The sequence below is a fragment of the Ensifer adhaerens genome (assembly GCF_001270265.1).
In the GTDB taxonomy this organism is placed as follows: domain Bacteria; phylum Pseudomonadota; class Alphaproteobacteria; order Rhizobiales; family Rhizobiaceae; genus Ensifer; species Ensifer adhaerens_B.
On the sequence record NZ_LGAP01000016.1, the window covers coordinates 21459 to 36750 of the forward strand.

The following is a 15292-nucleotide window of genomic DNA, read 5'->3' on the forward strand; positions in this document are numbered from 1 at the left end:
GATCTAGCTCTGCGCAATCCGCACCGCAATCTCGCTGGCAGCTTCATCGGCGCCCAGGTTGGTGACGTCGAGTTCGATCAGCTGATCGCATTTTCCTTTCAACAGAACGTGCCGGCTTCTGAGATCGATCAACACTTGCGGATCGGTCAGCTTGTGCGCCTTGGAACGACCGGCGCGCGTCAACCGCTTCAGGTTCTCCTCCAACGCACAATCGAGTACGACGACAACGAAACGGGCGCCGCGATCGGCAGCCAGCATCGCATAATCGTCGAATACGCGGCTGTCGAATGCATCATCCGACAGCGCATCGGTGAAGAGGAAGGATTGCGCAGCATCGGCCCGGCGCACGTGATCGAGCACTGCGGTTCTAATCGTTGCCCGCAGCGACCGATAGAGCGGCGTGCCCCTGGCAAACAGCGCCTCGGCCGGATTGATCAGCGTGTGATTGTCGGCAAGCCTCGCGCCGAGATGTTCGGCGAGATGGCGCGCGATGGTCAGCTTGCCGGTACCCGGCCAGCCATTGATGTGAACGATGAGGCTCGCTGGCTCGGCGATCAAGCGGCGTCCCGGTTGAGGTTCGCGCCGCCGGCATCGGTCAGCAGGAATGCCTCGCCGCAGGCCTTTGCCAGTGTGCGAACGCGCAGAATGTAGCTCTGGCGTTCGGTCACCGAAATCACCCCGCGCGCATCGAGCAGATTGAAGACGTGGCTCGCCTTGATGCACTGGTCGTAGGCGGGAAAGACGCACTTGTGCAAGTGGTTGTTGGTGCCCTCGACAGGTGCGCCGGCCGCCAGAAGCGCCTGGCATTCTGCCTCTGCGTCGATGAAGTGCTGATGCAGCATGGCGGTATTGGCGTACTCGAAATTGTAGCGCGAATACTCCTGCTCCGCCTGCAGGAAGACGTCGCCATAGCTGATCTTCTCGGCGCCTTCGCGGCCGTTGAAGTTCAGATCATAGACATTGTCGACGCCCTGGACATACATCGCCAGACGTTCGAGGCCGTAAGTCAGCTCACCGGCGACCGGAGAGCATTCGATTCCGCAGACCTGCTGGAAATAGGTAAACTGCGACACTTCCATGCCGTCGCACCAGCATTCCCAGCCGAGGCCCCAGGCGCCCAGCGTCGGGCTTTCCCAATCGTCCTCGACGAAGCGGATGTCGTGCAGCAACGGATCGAGGCCGATGGCCTCCAGCGAGCCGAGATAAAGCTCCTGCAGGTTGGACGGGTTCGGCTTCAGGATCACCTGATATTGATAATAGTGCTGCAGACGGTTCGGGTTCTCGCCATAGCGGCCGTCGGTCGGGCGACGGGAGGGCTGGACATAGGCCGCACGCCACGGACGGGGGCCGAGCGCACGCAGCGTCGTTGCCGGATGGAACGTACCGGCGCCGACTTCCATGTCGTAGGGCTGCAGCACCGCGCAACCCTTGTCGGCCCAATAGTTGTGCAGCGTCAGGATCAGAGCCTGGAACGAGCGCTTTGGGTTCATGTGGTCGGGCAGCGAGGCGGTGGTCATGGGGAACGTCCGAATTCTTCACGAAATGAGAGCCGGACAGGTGCCACGCCGGGCGGCAGGGGTCAAGCGCTGAGGCCGATCTCCATGCACGCAAAGGTGCACGAAAAATCTCACTCGTCTTCGCGTTTGAGCCGGTACTCGCCGGTCTCGGGGTCCTTGACGAGGGTCCCGCTCGCGCCGGTCTGCTGCTCGCGGCGCGTTTGATCGCGCTGACGCGTCAACTTCTTGGCATCCGCAATGAACTTGCGGTAGCCGATCCATAGAACCAAGCCTGCGATCAGGAGCAGGATAAGCTGCGGCATTTTTCCTCCCTACTGCATATTTTCATCCTTAAATCGAACTCGATTTAAGGATGAAAATATGCAGCCATTCAAAGTGCTACAGCGACCTTTGCGCGTCTACAAGACGCGCGGCGCTGTAGGCCGGTCGCGCCGGTCGCGGCTCAAAGCCCGAAACGCGCCCACAATGCCCTTTCCTCTACCGCTTCGGCAAGACCCGCCATCGCAGAAGCAGCGATCGGCGCGGCGATATCGCCGGCAATCGATGCGCCGGTCTGGCGGCGCCCGAAAAGACTGCGCGCCGGCTGGATCAGTTCGAGCCGCGCCTTCTCGCCGTAACGCTTCTTCACCTCGCCGCGCAGATCGCCAAGGCCGTCGATCAGCCCCAGTTCCAATCCGCGCCGCCCCGTCCAGAAAAGACCGGAGAAGACGTCGGGATGGTCGGCCAGCATCTGCCCGCGGCGGGCCTTCACCATCTGGATGAAGGTATCATGGATATCGAGCTGCAGGCTTTTCAGGAACTCGATGTCGCGTTCCTTTTCCGGCTGGAACGGGTCGAGCATGACCTTATTCTCGCCGGCCGTATAGACGCGCCGCTCGACGCCGATCTTCTTCAACAGCTCCGGAAAACCGAAGCCGCCGGAGACGACACCGATGGACCCGACGATCGACGTCGGATCGGCGATGATCTCGTCGCCGGCAAGCGCGATCATGTAGCCGCCGGAAGCCGCCACGTCCTCGACGAAGACGAGCACGCGCTTCTTCTTTTCCAGGGCGAGATCGCGGATACGCTGGTAGATCAGCCGCGACTGCACCGGCGAGCCGCCGGGAGAGTTGACCGAAATCGCAACGGCCGGGGCTTCCTTGACCGCGAAGGCTTTCTCCAGCAAGGGAGCGACTGAGGCCAGATTGAGCACTGGGCGAAACTGGCCGCCGCCGGCCATGATTGCGCCGTGAAGCCGCACAACGGGGATCGCAATGCCATCCCGCCGAAAACGCTTCGGCATCAGCCTTTTGAAGAACCCGGCCATTTAAACTCCTGCAATACGAACTCTTGCCCTTGCATGTATGCACTGGTCGTCCAAACGCAATGCCGCATACGGTAAATCAACGGCGCCGATAGACAGCGCGCCCGTTGTTGAGATCGTCGACGTCTTGAGAAAAGCGATGGGTGCCCTCCTCGTGCATGATCAGCGGCGCTCTCAACACTAGCCGCTTGCGGCTCTGCTTGATTGCGGTGACCAGGATGCGCACGGCATTTTCGCCGATGCGCGGGTGCAGCGGCGTAATCTCGATACCGCCGAAGCGACGGCCGCAGGCCGCAATGATATTGGCGATCGATTCCGGCCGGGCGATCAGCGACAATTGTCCGCCGGGCTTCATGATCGCGCCCGCCGTCTTGATCCAGATCTCGAACAGGCCGTCGCTCATCGCGTGCGCCTCGGCCTTGAGACTGTCCGGCGTGCGCCGGTCGGAGGCATCGTTGAAAGGCGGGTTCATGATCACATGGTCGAAGGCATCGTCTGGTAGCCCGGCGGCACGGCGCGCCCTGCCGGCAAGCGAGACGTCGGCCTCGATCACCGACACCCGCTCGGCGAAACGTTCGTTTTCGGGGAGCGCCAGGCTGCGGCGCGCAAACGCCGCCATGGTCGGCGAGCGCTCCACCAGAACGACCTCGGCCAGCTCCAGCCGCGAAGCGACCGCCATGCCGGCAGCACCGGCGCCGGCGCCAAGATCGGCCACGCGACAGGCGCGGTGGGCGGCAACCAGCGAAGCCAGCAGCATCGCATCCATGCCGGAACGATGCCCCTGCCCCAGCGGCTGCACGACATGGAACCTGCCGCGGTGGAACGCGTCGACCGTTTCGGGCTCGGCAAGCGTCATAGGTCGTTCGCTCATGGCCGATCGTCACCTGCGGCGGCAGACGAACCGGCGATCATGCCCGCAACTCCGCTTCCAGCCCGGCCTCAATCAGGATGCGGCGCGCGGCATCGGCATCGTCGTCCGGCACGAGGAAACGGCGCGGCAGCAGGCCCAGCGACCCCTCCAGAATGCTCATACCCTGATCGGCGATCAGGCAGTTGATACCGGCGTCCTTCATCAGGCTTTCCGCAAAAGAAAGCAGAACGACGTCGTTAGTGCGGATCAATTCCTTCATCCAGCGGTTTTTCCTGTCCTATTTCAGCAAGCGGGACAATTCGCCTCTTGCCGCACGTGCCCCCCCTTCCTATTGTCGAAAGCGACAATGAAAACAGGAGTCCCGGTGTTGGGCGTAGTGATACCGCTGGAAGACAGCAAAAACAAACAGGCGTCCGTGAAGCCGCTCGTTGACTTGACGTCGCCCGACATGGAACGCGTCAACCAGCTCATCCTGTCGAAGGCCGGCTCCGACGTCCAGATGATTCCTGAGGTTGCCAACCACCTGATTTCTTCGGGTGGCAAGCGGTTGCGGCCGATGCTGACGCTCGCCTCCGCGGCGATGTTCGGCTACGAGGGCGACGCTCACGTCAAGCTCGCCACCAGCGTCGAGTTCATGCATACGGCAACGCTGCTGCATGACGATGTCGTGGACGAAAGCGATCTGCGCCGCGGTAAATCCACGGCCCGCACGATCTGGGGCAACCAGGCAAGCGTGCTCGTCGGCGACTTCCTGCTCGGCCAGGCGTTCCGCATGATGGTCGATGTCGGCTCGCTCGATGCGCTCGACGTGCTTTCGACCGCAGCGTCGGTGATCGCCGAGGGCGAGGTGCTGCAGCTTTCCGTCGCCAAGAACATGGAAACGACCGAGGACGACTACCTTCAGGTCATCCGCGCCAAGACCGCAGCGCTTTTCGCCGCTGCCGCCGAAGTCGGCCCGATCGTCGCCCAGACCAGCAAATCCGACCGCAATGCATTGAAATCCTACGGCATGAATCTCGGCCTCGCCTTCCAGCTCGTCGACGACGTGCTCGACTATGGCGGCTCGGCCCGCGAGCTCGGCAAGAATGTCGGCGACGACTTCCGCGAAGGCAAGATCACCCTTCCGGTCATCCTGTCCTATCGCCGCGGCACGGCGGAAGATCGCGCCTTCTGGCGCCAGGCGATCGAGGGTGGCGACAGCAGCGATGCCAACCTTGAAAAGGCGCTCGGCCTGATCAAGCGATATGGGGGCTTAAGCGATACCATCGCCCGTGCGCAACACTATGGAACGATCGCGCGCGATGCTCTCGCGCCGCTGCCGGGTTCGCCCTGGAAATCGGCGCTGGTCGAGGTCATCGACTTCTGCATCGACCGAGTCAGCTGACGCAATCCTCCGGCCGGACCAGGACATCCAAGAGGAATTTCTTGCCGCGTTGCGCCAAAAAAGCCATTCTGTTCCTCAAGAGTTGTGCCGGGCAACACGTGGCTGATTCCAAAACAACCCTCAGTCGTGCGCAAGGCCGAGAGATCGGCAATGAAAGGTTTGACATGCGGCAAAAGACGATCCTCCGCCTTCTTAGCGGCGCTGCACTGATGGCTCTTGCCTCGGTCAGCACCAGCTACCAGGCTTTCGCCGAGGAAAAGGCCGCCGTCGAGGAGACCGAGCCTTTCGACATCACGTCTGTCAACACCTTTGCCGGCGCCTTCCTCGCTGCTCGCACCGCCGATACGGACCGTGACTTTGCCGCGGCCAACGAACTCTACCGCATTGCGCTGCAGTTCGAGCCGAACAATAACGAAGTCAAACAGCGGCTGATGATCACGCTGCTGATGGCCGGCAAGTTCGACGACGGCGCCAAGATCGCCGAGCAGTTGAAGTCCGACCCGGCCGTCGAGCGCATTACCACCGTCATCCGTGCGATCGAGGCGATCCGCAAGCGCGAATACCGCAACGCGCAGAAGCTCTTGAACTACGAAGGTCCGAACGATCTCGACCGGCTGATGAACGGCCTTCTTTCCGCCTGGGCCAAATTCGGCCAGGGCAAGCCCAAAGAGGCGCTCGCGCAGGTCAACGGTCTCGAAGGACCGGACTGGTTCCGCGTATTCAAGAATTACCATGCCGGCGCGATCGCCATCGCCTCCGGCGACAAGGCCGCCGCGCGCACGAAACTCAACGACGCGATCCTCGATCGCGAAGGCGGTAGTGCTGCGCCCGACACGTTCATGCGTGCGGTCGAGGCCTTGGCACGGTTTGAGGCGCGCGAAGGCAACAAGCAGAAGGCGCTCGACACGATCGCCGTCGGCGAGAACATGGTCAACAACTACACTCCGCTCGAAGCGCTTCGGAAGAACATCGAGACCGGCATACCCCAGGAGCAGCAGGTCAAGAACGCATCGCAGGGTGCGGCAGCCGTGCTGTTTTCCATCGGCGGCGCGCTCAACCGCGACGGCGCCGAAGACATCGTCTCGCTCTATCTCCAGACGGCGCGCCGTCTCGATCCGGAAAGTGCCGATATCCTCGTGATGTTGGCCGGCATCGCCGAAAACCTGAAGAAGCCGAAGGAAGCGATCGAGCTTTACCAGAGCGTGCCCGAGACCTCGCCGATGCGCAGGCTCTCGGAACTGCAGCTTGGTCTCAGCCTTGCCAGCATCGGCAAGGTGGATGAAGCCAAGAAGCACCTCAAGGCGCTGATCGACGTCGATCCGAAGAACATCCGCAACTATCTCGCCTATGGCAGCGTGCTTTCCGATGCCAAGGACTACAAGGAGATGGGCGAGCTTTACGACCGCGCCGTCGATGCGATCGGCCCGGTGCCGAAGCGCGGCGACTGGACCGTGTTTTTCCAGCGCGGCATCGCCTATGAGCGCCAGAAGCTCTGGGACAAGGCCGAGCCGAGCTTCCGCAAAGCTCTCGAGCTCAACCCCGATCAGCCGCAGGTGCTGAACTATCTCGGCTATTCCTGGGTCGACATGAACATCAACCTGGAAGAAGGGCTCGACATGATCCGCAAGGCGGTCGAGCTGAAGCCGGATGACGGCTATATCGTCGATTCGCTCGGCTGGGCCTATTTCCGCATGAACCGCTTCGATGATGCGGTGGTCGAGCTTGAAAAGGCTGCCGAGCTGATGGCCGGCGATCCGACCATCAACGACCATCTCGGCGATGCCTATTGGCGCGTCGGCCGCAAGCTGGAGGCGGTGTTCCAATGGACGCAGACGCTTGAGCTGAAACCCGAGGAGGCCGAGATCCCGAAGATCAAGGCCAAGATCGAAAACGGCCTGCCGCCGCTGAAGGAAGTGGTTCCAGCCTCTGCCGACGCCAAGGAAACCGCGCCGAAGAAGGTCACCCCCGAGGCGCCGGCGCCGGACAAGAAGTCCTGATCGCAGCATGCTTCAAGGCGAGATTGCGGGCTTCGCGCTGACACGGGCGGCGCCCGCCAAGATCAATCTGGCACTGCACGTCGTCGGCCAGCGGGCCGACGGCCACCACCTCCTCGAAAGCCTCGTGACCTTTGCCGACCGCGGAGACCGGATCGGGCTTTCGGCGTCGGACGAAGACCGTTTCACCCTATCCGGGCCATTCGCCACGGATTTGCCGACGACGGGCGCTGACCAGGACGGCAATCTCGTGCTCAAGGCGCGGGACCTGCTGCGCCAGGCCTTGGCCCTACAGGGCGTCGACACCCCGCCGGTCCATATTCATCTCGAAAAGAACCTGCCCGTTGCCTCGGGCATCGGTGGCGGATCCGCCGATGCGGCCGCTACGCTGCGCGGGCTTCTCGACCTCTGGCGAACCAGCATCGAACCGGGACCGCTCGCAGCCTTGGCGCTCAAGCTCGGCGCCGACGTGCCGATGTGCCTTGACGGCAGGCCGCTTGTGGCTCGCGGCATCGGCGAGGAGATCACGCCGGCTGAAGAGCTTCCCTCGTTCCCGATCGTGCTGGTCAATCCTCTGGTTGCCGTCTCGACACCGGTGATCTTCCGGACACTGGAAAAGAAGATCAATCCGCCGCTTGCCATCCCCGTCGGCCTCATATCCCCTGCGGCCTGGCTTGCGGCCATGGCGGCGATGCGCAACGACCTGGAGCCGCCGGCGCGCTTGCTGCAGCCGATCATCGCCAGCGTCTCCGACGCACTGGCAGCAAGCGGAGCCGCGCTGGTGCGCATGTCCGGTTCGGGCGCCACCTGCTTCGGCCTGTTCGACAGCGACGAAAGCGCGCAGCGCGCAGCGCACTCCCTTTCTGCTGCCCACCGCGAATGGTACGTTCTCGCCGGCAGAACCGTAGGCAAGGGGAAATAAAATGGCCGAGATCAACGACAATCGCCCCTTCATTCCCGTCGGCATCGCCATTCTGACGGTCTCCGATACCCGCACACTGGCCAACGACAAGTCCGGCGACACGCTTCAAGCGCGGGTGCTCGACGCCGGCCATCGCCTCGAAGCGCGCGCGATCGTGCCCGACGATAAGCAAAAGATCCGCGATCAGGTGGAAGCCTGGACGCGCGACGATACGATCGACGTGGTGATCACCACCGGCGGAACCGGCTTCACCGGCCGCGACGTCACGCCTGAGGCGCTCGAACCGCTGTTCGAAAAGCGCATGGATGGCTTCTCCGAAGTCTTCCACCGGATCTCCTATGAGAAGATCGGTACATCGACGATCCAGTCGCGTGCAACCGGCGGCGTCGCCAACGCCACCTTCATCTTCGTCCTGCCGGGCTCGCCCGGGGCCTGCAAGGACGCGTGGGACAGCATTCTCAAGCAGCAACTCGACTACCGGCACATGCCGTGCAATTTCGTCGAGATCATGCCGCGGCTCGACGAGCATCTGAAGCGGGGCTGAGCGGGCCTGTCCCTGAACGCATCTTACAAGAGGCCGCCTCTGCCGAAACGGCGGTCGACTGCGCGAATGTGTGGCGCAACCGGCCTGTTCCCTAGGGAACTGCGAAGCCACTACTTGTCTGCTAGACGTTCAATGGTCAGCTCACATGAGGGATCGCAACGAGACCCGAGCAAGTCCTTCAAACGGAGCGAAGACGAGCCCATCGCCAATGTCCCCCGGCGAAGGGAACAAGAACATACGACGCGCGGCTCGCCCGGTCGCTCGGCTACGAATTTGCTAGCAAAGATATTTGGTAGCCGCTTGGAGGTGCCGTCCGCAGGACAGGCACCTTTTTTGTTGGCGCCAGTCGATAATCTACGCGCCCTGCCTGCTGTCGAGCGCAACCCAGGCCGGGACCAGCTCGGTCGCAAGCTTTCGTACAGCGCGGATATTGGTCATCTCACTCAGTTGCATCTTCCCGCGCGCGACCACCAAAGCGTCGCCCTTGCGCACGAGGAAACCGGCCTCCAACGGCTTCACCCGCCGCGCAAGGCGATGCAGGAGCGGCTTGCGGTGGAGGCGTGACGGGGAGAAACGGGCCGGGCCTTTGTGAAGCGATACATATTCGACGAGTTCATCCACCCAGCGTCCGATCGGCCGAGCACCAGGCTCAAGCAGCATCAGCCACTCGCCGCGCGCGGAGCGCACGATATCGCCCAGATCCCAATCGACGCAGAAGCGGCAACCGGCGGCATCGGCCACACGCACCGACCCGTCCTTGGAGCCATGATCGAGGATGATGACATCGCTGACCAATCCCTCCACGGCGCCTGCCACGAGCACGGACAGCGTCTGCGCCAGTTCCGCTTCGTTATCGCGTGTTTCCATGATGATCGTCAGCATAGCTGTTCCTACCGCATTGCAGCGTAAAATGCTACATCCGCGTGCGACGATGGCTCCCGTCCTCGTCCTGATCTCCAAGTCATGCCTATCGCTCTCATTTCAGCGGGCATGATTTTGTTCTTGAATTGTTCTTGTTTTCACGATAGGAAAATAATCAGAACAAAACGGGATCAAACACGCGATCCCCCGGAGATTCCGATGAACGAGCTGTCTCAGATCAGGCAGGGTGCGCTTGCACCCGCCAACACGGCAGAGGTTGCCGAAGCATTGATGAGCGGAACCGGTCTCAGGATCGAGGTTGATCGTCGCCGCGGACGGGGCGCCGGACTGAACATGTCGGGCCGCTTCGAGCCGCAGGCGCGTGAGGCCTTCGACGATGGTTGGGAGAGTCTTGAAGACCTGCCGCCCTTCAAGACCGAGGTGCAGGTGGAGAAGCCGCGCTCGGTGATCAGCCGCAACGATTCCCCGGATATTTCCTTCGATCGCTCGATCAACCCTTATCGTGGCTGCGAGCACGGATGCATCTATTGTTTCGCCCGTCCGACGCATGCCTATATGGGGCTTTCGGCCGGCCTCGATTTCGAGGCGAAGCTCTTTGCCAAGCCGGACGCTCCGCGCCTGCTGGAGCGCGAGCTCGCCCGCTCGGACTACAAGGTGAGGCCGATCGCCATCGGCACCAACACCGACCCCTATCAGCCGATCGAGAAGGAATGGCGGATCATGCGCCAGATCCTCGAAGTGCTGCAGGCCGCCAACCATCCGGTGATGATCGTGACGAAGTCGGCGATGGTGACGCGCGACATCGATCTGCTTGCGCCGATGGCGGAAAAGGGGCTCGCCCGTGTCGGCATTTCGGTAACGACGCTCGACCGAAAGCTGGCACGCACGATGGAGCCACGCGCTTCGACGCCTTCCAAGCGACTGGAGGCGATGCGCTCCCTCTCCGAAGCCGGCATTCCGACCGGTGTCCTGGTGTCGCCGATCATCCCGGCCCTGAACGATCACGAGATAGAACGGGTTCTGGAAGCCTCCCGGACCGCAGGAGCGCTGGAAGCCACCTATGTGCTGTTGCGTCTGCCGCTCGAGGTCAGCCCGCTCTTTCGCGACTGGCTGCTTCGGAACTATCCGGACCGCTATCGGCACGTGATGTCGCTGATCCGGTCGATGCGTGGCGGCAAGGACTACGATGCCGAGTTCGGTAAACGCATGAAGGGCGCCGGCCCCTATGCCTGGCAGATCGGCCGTCGGTTCGAACTTGCGGCCAAACGCCTCGGCCTCAACCTCAATCGCCGGCAGTTGCGCGACGACATTTTCGTGCCGCCGCTCGGGACCGGCGTCCAGCTTTCGCTGCTCTAGCGGCAACAGGTGCTGCGTATTCCGCAGGGGGTGCGAAGTTTTCGGCCGTTTAGGCCATGGAATGAGAGGTTCAGCCAGAAGGTCTCATGACATTCATGGTTGGCCGGAAGATGAGGGTCTCAGCCTTGGGGCCTCTGCATGGCGCCCAAGACCGAAATCGGCTTGGGAAGCAGGTCATGTCGCAAATTCAGGAAAACAGCGCCTGTTGCGCGTCATATCCGACGCGCAACGACAGAAGTGAATTCCGGCGTCTCGTCCGTGCCTCAGGATGACGCTGGCATACCCCCCGGCTGCCGCCGCACTCAGATCGGGGGACTTGAAGAGAATCGGTCGATCATGCGAGTTTCGCCGCATGTCACATCGCAGATCGATCGATTCTCCCCTTTTCCCGGATATTCTCCTTGGGCCCGATTTCAGCTTTGAGCTGGCTGCCAGAAAGGATGGTGCATGGCCCGTCGCCGGCGCCGACGAAGCCGGTCGCGGACCGCTTGCCGGCCCGGTCGTTGCGGCCGCCGTCATCCTCAATCCCGACGCCATCCCTGAAGGCCTGAACGACAGCAAGAAATTGAGCGCCGCTGCGCGCGAAAAACTGTTCGACGAGATCCTGGCGACCGCCACCGTTTCCATCGCCTCTTCCTCGGCCACCACCATCGATACCATCGACATCCGCAAGGCCAGCCTCGAGGCGATGCGACGGGCCGTCGACGGCCTGTCCCTGGCCGCCCGTTTCGTGCTGGTCGATGGCCGCGATGTGCCGCCCGGCCTCGGCTGCCATGCCAAGGCGGTAGTCAAGGGCGATGCCCGCTCGCTTTCGATTGCAGCCGCGTCGATCGTCGCCAAGGTGACCCGCGACCGGATGATGGAACGTGCCGATATCGCTCACCCCGGCTACGGTTTTGCGGTCCATGCCGGCTACGCAACGGCAGTGCACCGCAAGGCGATCGACGCCAAGGGCCCCTGCCCACTGCACCGCATGAGCTTTCGCCCGCTGCGCAAGGACTGACATTCGGCATCGGTGAAACCCGGCCGGCGCGACAACCGCGAACCGCAGCCAATAGCACTCCCCTTTGAAGGGCTCCTGGGCCGCTCGGTGCGTCACGCAGGCGCACAGCGAGCGGTGCCACGGCAGCTTTGCGCAGTCGCACGCTCGGCGCCGAGCCGCTACGCCAGCGCATTTGCCTGCAATTTGCCAACCGGCCCTGGCGATCGGCCGGTGTTTGACGAATGCTCTGATACCAACCTGCGCTGATATTGACCTCTTGCGTGGGACCGTATGCGGTCATCCGGCGAGGAGCATACCGCAGAGCGATGCCTCGGCATCGGTCGAGGGTTGCGACGCTGCCGGTGGCCGATAGACGGCCCACCCGTGGGCCCGGCGCAAGAGGTTAATGTCAGCGCAGGTTGGTATTATCCCGTCAATCGATCCGGAAGCGGGATGTTGAACGTCAAGGGTGACATTCCAACCGGCTTTCGCCGGCGTCGGCAAAAGTGGCCTCAAAAGCAAAAAGCCCCGCGCAAGGCGGGGCTTTCAAATCGTATCCTGCAGCGCGTGCTTAGTTCAGGCGCGACTTGACTTCGCCAAGTGCCTTCTTGAACAGCTCGCTCTGGGCGCCAGCGTCGGCTTTGGCAGCAACCACCTTTTCGGCGGCGCTGATCGCCAGATCGACGGCAGCCGAACGAACGGCGTTGATCGCGTCGCTTTCGGCCTGCTTGATCTTCTGTTCCGACAGCGCGGTCCGGCGGGCGACGAATTCTTCCGTCTTCTGCTTGGCTTCGGCGGTCAGCATTTCGGCTTCACGCTGAGCGGCGGCAACGATACCGGCAGCTTCCGCTTCGGCATCCTTGCGCTTGCGCTGGTATTCGGCAACGAGGCTCTGGGCTTCTTCGCGCAGGCGCTTGGCTTCCGCCAGCTCGTTGCTGATCTTGTCGGCGCGTCCATCGAGCGCCTTGCCGATCATGCCCGGCACCTTGAGATAGGCGATCAGGACGAAGAACAGGATCAAGCCGACGAGGGCATAGAAGGTCGCATCAAGATGCATGGTTCAGTGCTCCTCAGTTACCGGCCGATGCCTTGACGGCAGCAACGATCTCAGCCTTGGTGACGGTGCCACCAATGAGCTGCTTGACGACGGCGGTCGCAGTTTCCTCGGCAATCGCGCCGACGTCTGCAAGTGCCTTGGTCTTGATGTCGGCGATGCGGTCTTCCGCAGCGGCGATCTTCTTGGAAAGATCGGCTTCGACAGCGTTGCGGTCGGCGACAGCCTTGGACTTGGCAGCTTCGCGCGCGCCGTCGGCGATCTGATGACCCTTGGCCTTGGCGGTTGCCAATTCCTGCTCATAGGATGCGATGGCGGCGTCAGCTTCGCCCTTCAGGCGCGACGCTTCGTCGAGATCCTGAGCGATCCGGTCGTGACGGGTTTCAAGAATTCCGCCGATGCGCGGAATGATGACCTTCGACATCAAGAGATAGAAGAGGCCGAACGTGATCGCGAGCCAGAGCAGCTGCGATGCGAAATGGGTCGAATCAAAGGGCGGGAACACGCCGGAGCCAGCCTCGCCTTCGTGGGCCACACCCGTTTCGGTGTGCACCTCACCGGCCGCAGCGGCATCGTGTGCTTCGGCGCCTTCAGTGGTGGTTGACTGCTGGGCATAGGCCGCGGTCACAAACATGCTCACCTCCAGGTGCACTCAAGAATATGCGCGGCCGCGACCCTTTGACGGGTCGCGGCCGAAACTCCAGCCGTTATTAGACGGCGAAGAGGAGGAGCAGGGCTACGAGCAGCGAGAAGATGCCCAGAGCTTCCGTAACGGCGAAGCCGAATACGAGGCGGCCGAACTGGCCGTCAGCAGCCGACGGGTTGCGCAGCGCGCCAGAGAGGTAGCTGCCGAAGATGTTGCCGAGGCCGAGAGCCGTGCCGGCCATACCGAGGCAAGCCAGACCTGCGCCGATGTACTTTGCTGCTTCCGCTTCCATGATTGAACTCCTTCGAATGGTGTTGCGGCTTAGGATTGCGCTTCCGGCGGAGGACCGGCCGGAAGCAAGCGACTGTATTCCTTAGTGGCTTCCGGGATGGACAGCGTCGTTGAGGTACATGCAGGTCAGTACCGCGAAGACATAGGCCTGGAGGAAGCAGACGAGGAATTCAAGACCGGTGATAGCGACGGTCATGATGAGCGGCAGGATCGCGCCACCGATACCGAGCGCACCGAGAGCGCTCAGGGAGGTCACGAAGCCAGCGAAAACCTTCAGCGTGATGTGGCCGGCCAACATGTTGGCGAAGAGACGGACCGAAAGGCTGATGGGACGGGAAAGGAACGAGATGATTTCGATCGACACGACCAGCGGCAGCAGGACGCCCGGCACGCCGTGAGGCACGAACAGCTTCAGGAAGCCGAAGCCATGCTTGTAGAAACCATAGAACAGCACCGTACCGATGACGAACAGCGCCAAGGCGAAGGTGACGATGATCTGGCTGGTGATGGTAAAGAAGTAAGGGAACATGCCGAGCAGGTTCGCCGTCAGGATGAACATGAACAGCGAGAACACCATCGGGAAGAATTTCATGCCGCCGCTGCCGGCGCCTTCGCGCAGCATCGAAGCGATGAATTCATAGGACATTTCCGAAACCGACTGCAGGCGCGTCGGGATCAGCCCGCGCTGCGATGTGGTCAGGTAAAGGAAACCGGCAGCGGCACCCACGGTCGCAACCATGAACAGCGATGCATTGGTGAAGGAAAAGTCAATTCCGCCAATTTCGATCGGGACAATCTTGTTGACCAGGAACTGGTGGGTCGGATCGTTTGACACCGCGCTTCTCTTTCGTTCTGCCCGCCTTTAGGGCGGATACCGTGTTTTCCGGGCGACGCCTCAGGCGTCATCTCCGTCCGTCTTGTCATTCCCAGAACTGCGCTTCACCGAGTCGAGTGTTGCCACCATCCCCGCCGAACGCAGTACATTCAACACACCGGCGCAAAAGCCAAGGAGCAGGAAAATGATCATGCCCCACGGCCCTGTACCCGCAAAGTGGTCCAAAAGATAGCCCAGAAACGCCCCAACAACGATGCCAGCGATGAACTCGCTGGAGAGCTTCATCGCCGCCGCATAGCCTTTGCGGCTTTCGGCGGCACGGGCCTCGGCAGTATCCGGCTCACTGGGTCGCTTGGACTCAATTTTTTCGCCGAGCTGCTTGAGCCTCGCTTCCAGACTTTCCTCGGGTTTCTCCGTCACGTGGCTCTCCCTTGCTGTCCTACACGGTCACGACCGTGATTCGGTCACACAAAGGGCTGCTGTTCAAGCCACGTTTCAGCCCCATTTGAAGTCGCGCGCAACATAGTTTTAGGCATCCGCATAGTCAAGGCGTGCAAAGCGCTTCGACGTGGACAATATTTTTCAATGATTTCATCGACTTGACTGCATCCAGCGCCGACGATCGACAGACAAAGGAGGGAATCGGCAGATCGCAAGCCGGAATCTCCGACCCGCGATCGATGCTTGTGAGCCAAGGGGTCGGCAGCA

At 61.9% G+C, this 15292-nt stretch carries 18 protein-coding genes; 6 read left to right on the forward strand and 12 right to left on the reverse strand.

The window, feature by feature from the left end; translation table 11 throughout:
- Positions 1–3 precede the first annotated feature (3 nt).
- From AC244_RS21200 to AC244_RS21225, 6 genes are all read right to left on the reverse strand, one after another.
- Positions 4–558 (reverse strand): AAA family ATPase, encoded by a 555-nt coding sequence (locus AC244_RS21200; RefSeq protein WP_053250813.1) that lies wholly within the window; start codon positions 556–558, stop codon positions 4–6.
- The gene (locus AC244_RS21205; RefSeq protein WP_053250814.1) at positions 555–1517 is read right to left on the reverse strand and encodes a glycine--tRNA ligase subunit alpha; all 963 of its coding nucleotides are present in this window, start codon (positions 1515–1517) and stop codon (positions 555–557) included. Before AC244_RS21205 ends, AC244_RS21200 begins: the two co-directional genes overlap by 4 nt.
- Before the next feature lie 110 nt (positions 1518–1627).
- Positions 1628–1819: a hypothetical protein gene (locus AC244_RS21210; RefSeq protein WP_053250815.1), complete on the reverse strand. Its 192-nt coding sequence runs from the start codon at positions 1817–1819 to the stop codon at positions 1628–1630.
- 140 nt (positions 1820–1959) lie between these two features.
- Positions 1960–2826 carry a S49 family peptidase gene (locus tag AC244_RS21215; protein ID WP_053250816.1) on the reverse strand — a complete coding sequence of 289 codons (867 nt, stop codon included), beginning with the start codon at positions 2824–2826 and terminating at the stop codon, positions 1960–1962.
- 76 nt (positions 2827–2902) lie between these two features.
- Positions 2903–3694 (reverse strand): tRNA1(Val) (adenine(37)-N6)-methyltransferase, encoded by a 792-nt coding sequence (locus AC244_RS21220; RefSeq protein WP_414735940.1) that lies wholly within the window; start codon positions 3692–3694, stop codon positions 2903–2905.
- A 37-nt stretch (positions 3695–3731) separates the two neighbouring features.
- Positions 3732–3953, reverse strand: a complete 222-nt coding sequence (locus AC244_RS21225) for a DUF2007 domain-containing protein (RefSeq protein ID WP_053250818.1) — start codon at positions 3951–3953, stop codon at positions 3732–3734.
- A gap of 108 nt (positions 3954–4061) precedes the next feature.
- On the opposite strand from AC244_RS21225, the gene AC244_RS21230 reads away from it, so the two are divergent.
- The 4 genes from AC244_RS21230 (at position 4062) to moaB (ending at position 8538) form a co-directional block, all read left to right on the forward strand.
- Positions 4062–5078, forward strand: coding sequence for a polyprenyl synthetase family protein (locus AC244_RS21230; protein WP_053250819.1), 1017 nt, complete (start codon positions 4062–4064; stop codon positions 5076–5078).
- Positions 5079–5242: 164 nt separating this feature from the next.
- Positions 5243–7075, forward strand: coding sequence for a tetratricopeptide repeat protein (locus AC244_RS21235; RefSeq protein WP_053250820.1), 1833 nt, complete (start codon positions 5243–5245; stop codon positions 7073–7075).
- Positions 7076–7082: 7 nt separating this feature from the next.
- The gene (locus AC244_RS21240; RefSeq protein ID WP_053250821.1) at positions 7083–7994 is read left to right on the forward strand and encodes a 4-(cytidine 5'-diphospho)-2-C-methyl-D-erythritol kinase; all 912 of its coding nucleotides are present in this window, start codon (positions 7083–7085) and stop codon (positions 7992–7994) included.
- A gap of 1 nt (position 7995) precedes the next feature.
- On the forward strand, positions 7996–8538 hold the full coding sequence (gene moaB, locus AC244_RS21245; protein WP_053250822.1) for a molybdenum cofactor biosynthesis protein B: 543 nt from the start codon (positions 7996–7998) through the stop codon (positions 8536–8538).
- Between the two features lie 354 nt (positions 8539–8892).
- On the opposite strand, the gene AC244_RS21250 is transcribed toward moaB, so the two are convergent.
- Positions 8893–9420: a glycosyl transferase gene (locus AC244_RS21250; RefSeq protein WP_053250823.1), complete on the reverse strand. Its 528-nt coding sequence runs from the start codon at positions 9418–9420 to the stop codon at positions 8893–8895.
- 198 nt (positions 9421–9618) lie between these two features.
- Here AC244_RS21250 and AC244_RS21255 point away from each other — a divergent pair, with 198 nt between their 5' ends.
- Positions 9619–10776 carry a PA0069 family radical SAM protein gene (locus AC244_RS21255; RefSeq protein WP_053250824.1) on the forward strand — a complete coding sequence of 386 codons (1158 nt, stop codon included), beginning with the start codon at positions 9619–9621 and terminating at the stop codon, positions 10774–10776.
- Positions 10777–11128: 352 nt separating this feature from the next.
- Positions 11129–11779, forward strand: a complete 651-nt coding sequence (locus AC244_RS21260; protein ID WP_053250825.1) for a ribonuclease HII — start codon at positions 11129–11131, stop codon at positions 11777–11779.
- Positions 11780–12329: 550 nt separating this feature from the next.
- Here the strand turns inward: AC244_RS21260 and AC244_RS21265 are convergent.
- The 5 genes from AC244_RS21265 to AC244_RS21285 form a co-directional block, all read right to left on the reverse strand.
- The gene (locus tag AC244_RS21265; RefSeq protein ID WP_053250826.1) at positions 12330–12815 is read right to left on the reverse strand and encodes a F0F1 ATP synthase subunit B; all 486 of its coding nucleotides are present in this window, start codon (positions 12813–12815) and stop codon (positions 12330–12332) included.
- Positions 12816–12828: 13 nt separating this feature from the next.
- Positions 12829–13446: a F0F1 ATP synthase subunit B gene (locus AC244_RS21270; protein WP_053250827.1), complete on the reverse strand. Its 618-nt coding sequence runs from the start codon at positions 13444–13446 to the stop codon at positions 12829–12831.
- 76 nt (positions 13447–13522) lie between these two features.
- The gene (locus AC244_RS21275; protein WP_025426100.1) at positions 13523–13750 is read right to left on the reverse strand and encodes a F0F1 ATP synthase subunit C; all 228 of its coding nucleotides are present in this window, start codon (positions 13748–13750) and stop codon (positions 13523–13525) included.
- An 81-nt stretch (positions 13751–13831) separates the two neighbouring features.
- On the reverse strand, positions 13832–14584 hold the full coding sequence (locus AC244_RS21280) for a F0F1 ATP synthase subunit A (RefSeq protein WP_053250828.1): 753 nt from the start codon (positions 14582–14584) through the stop codon (positions 13832–13834).
- Between the two features lie 60 nt (positions 14585–14644).
- A complete protein-coding gene (locus AC244_RS21285) occupies positions 14645–15004 on the reverse strand; it encodes an AtpZ/AtpI family protein (RefSeq protein WP_053250829.1) in 360 nt (119 codons plus the stop codon).
- Positions 15005–15292 lie beyond the last annotated feature (288 nt).

Bases quoted from the DNA above. Each gene is read 5' to 3' on its own strand.
- AC244_RS21205 (WP_053250814.1), bottom strand. From the start codon at position 1,517: ATGACCACCGCCTCGCTGCCCGACCACATGAACCCAAAGCGCTCGTTC.
- AC244_RS21210 (WP_053250815.1), bottom strand. From the start codon at position 1,819: ATGCCGCAGCTTATCCTGCTCCTGATCGCAGGCTTGGTTCTATGGATC.
- AC244_RS21215 (WP_053250816.1), bottom strand. From the start codon at position 2,826: ATGGCCGGGTTCTTCAAAAGGCTGATGCCGAAGCGTTTTCGGCGGGAT.
- AC244_RS21220 (WP_414735940.1), bottom strand. From the start codon at position 3,694: ATGAGCGAACGACCTATGACGCTTGCCGAGCCCGAAACGGTCGACGCG.
- AC244_RS21225 (WP_053250818.1), bottom strand. From the start codon at position 3,953: ATGAAGGAATTGATCCGCACTAACGACGTCGTTCTGCTTTCTTTTGCG.
- AC244_RS21235 (WP_053250820.1), top strand. From the start codon at position 5,243: ATGCGGCAAAAGACGATCCTCCGCCTTCTTAGCGGCGCTGCACTGATG.
- AC244_RS21240 (WP_053250821.1), top strand. From the start codon at position 7,083: ATGCTTCAAGGCGAGATTGCGGGCTTCGCGCTGACACGGGCGGCGCCC.
- moaB (WP_053250822.1), top strand. From the start codon at position 7,996: ATGGCCGAGATCAACGACAATCGCCCCTTCATTCCCGTCGGCATCGCC.
- AC244_RS21250 (WP_053250823.1), bottom strand. From the start codon at position 9,420: ATGCTGACGATCATCATGGAAACACGCGATAACGAAGCGGAACTGGCG.
- AC244_RS21255 (WP_053250824.1), top strand. From the start codon at position 9,619: ATGAACGAGCTGTCTCAGATCAGGCAGGGTGCGCTTGCACCCGCCAAC.
- AC244_RS21260 (WP_053250825.1), top strand. From the start codon at position 11,129: ATGTCACATCGCAGATCGATCGATTCTCCCCTTTTCCCGGATATTCTC.
- AC244_RS21265 (WP_053250826.1), bottom strand. From the start codon at position 12,815: ATGCATCTTGATGCGACCTTCTATGCCCTCGTCGGCTTGATCCTGTTC.
- AC244_RS21270 (WP_053250827.1), bottom strand. From the start codon at position 13,446: ATGTTTGTGACCGCGGCCTATGCCCAGCAGTCAACCACCACTGAAGGC.
- AC244_RS21275 (WP_025426100.1), bottom strand. From the start codon at position 13,750: ATGGAAGCGGAAGCAGCAAAGTACATCGGCGCAGGTCTGGCTTGCCTC.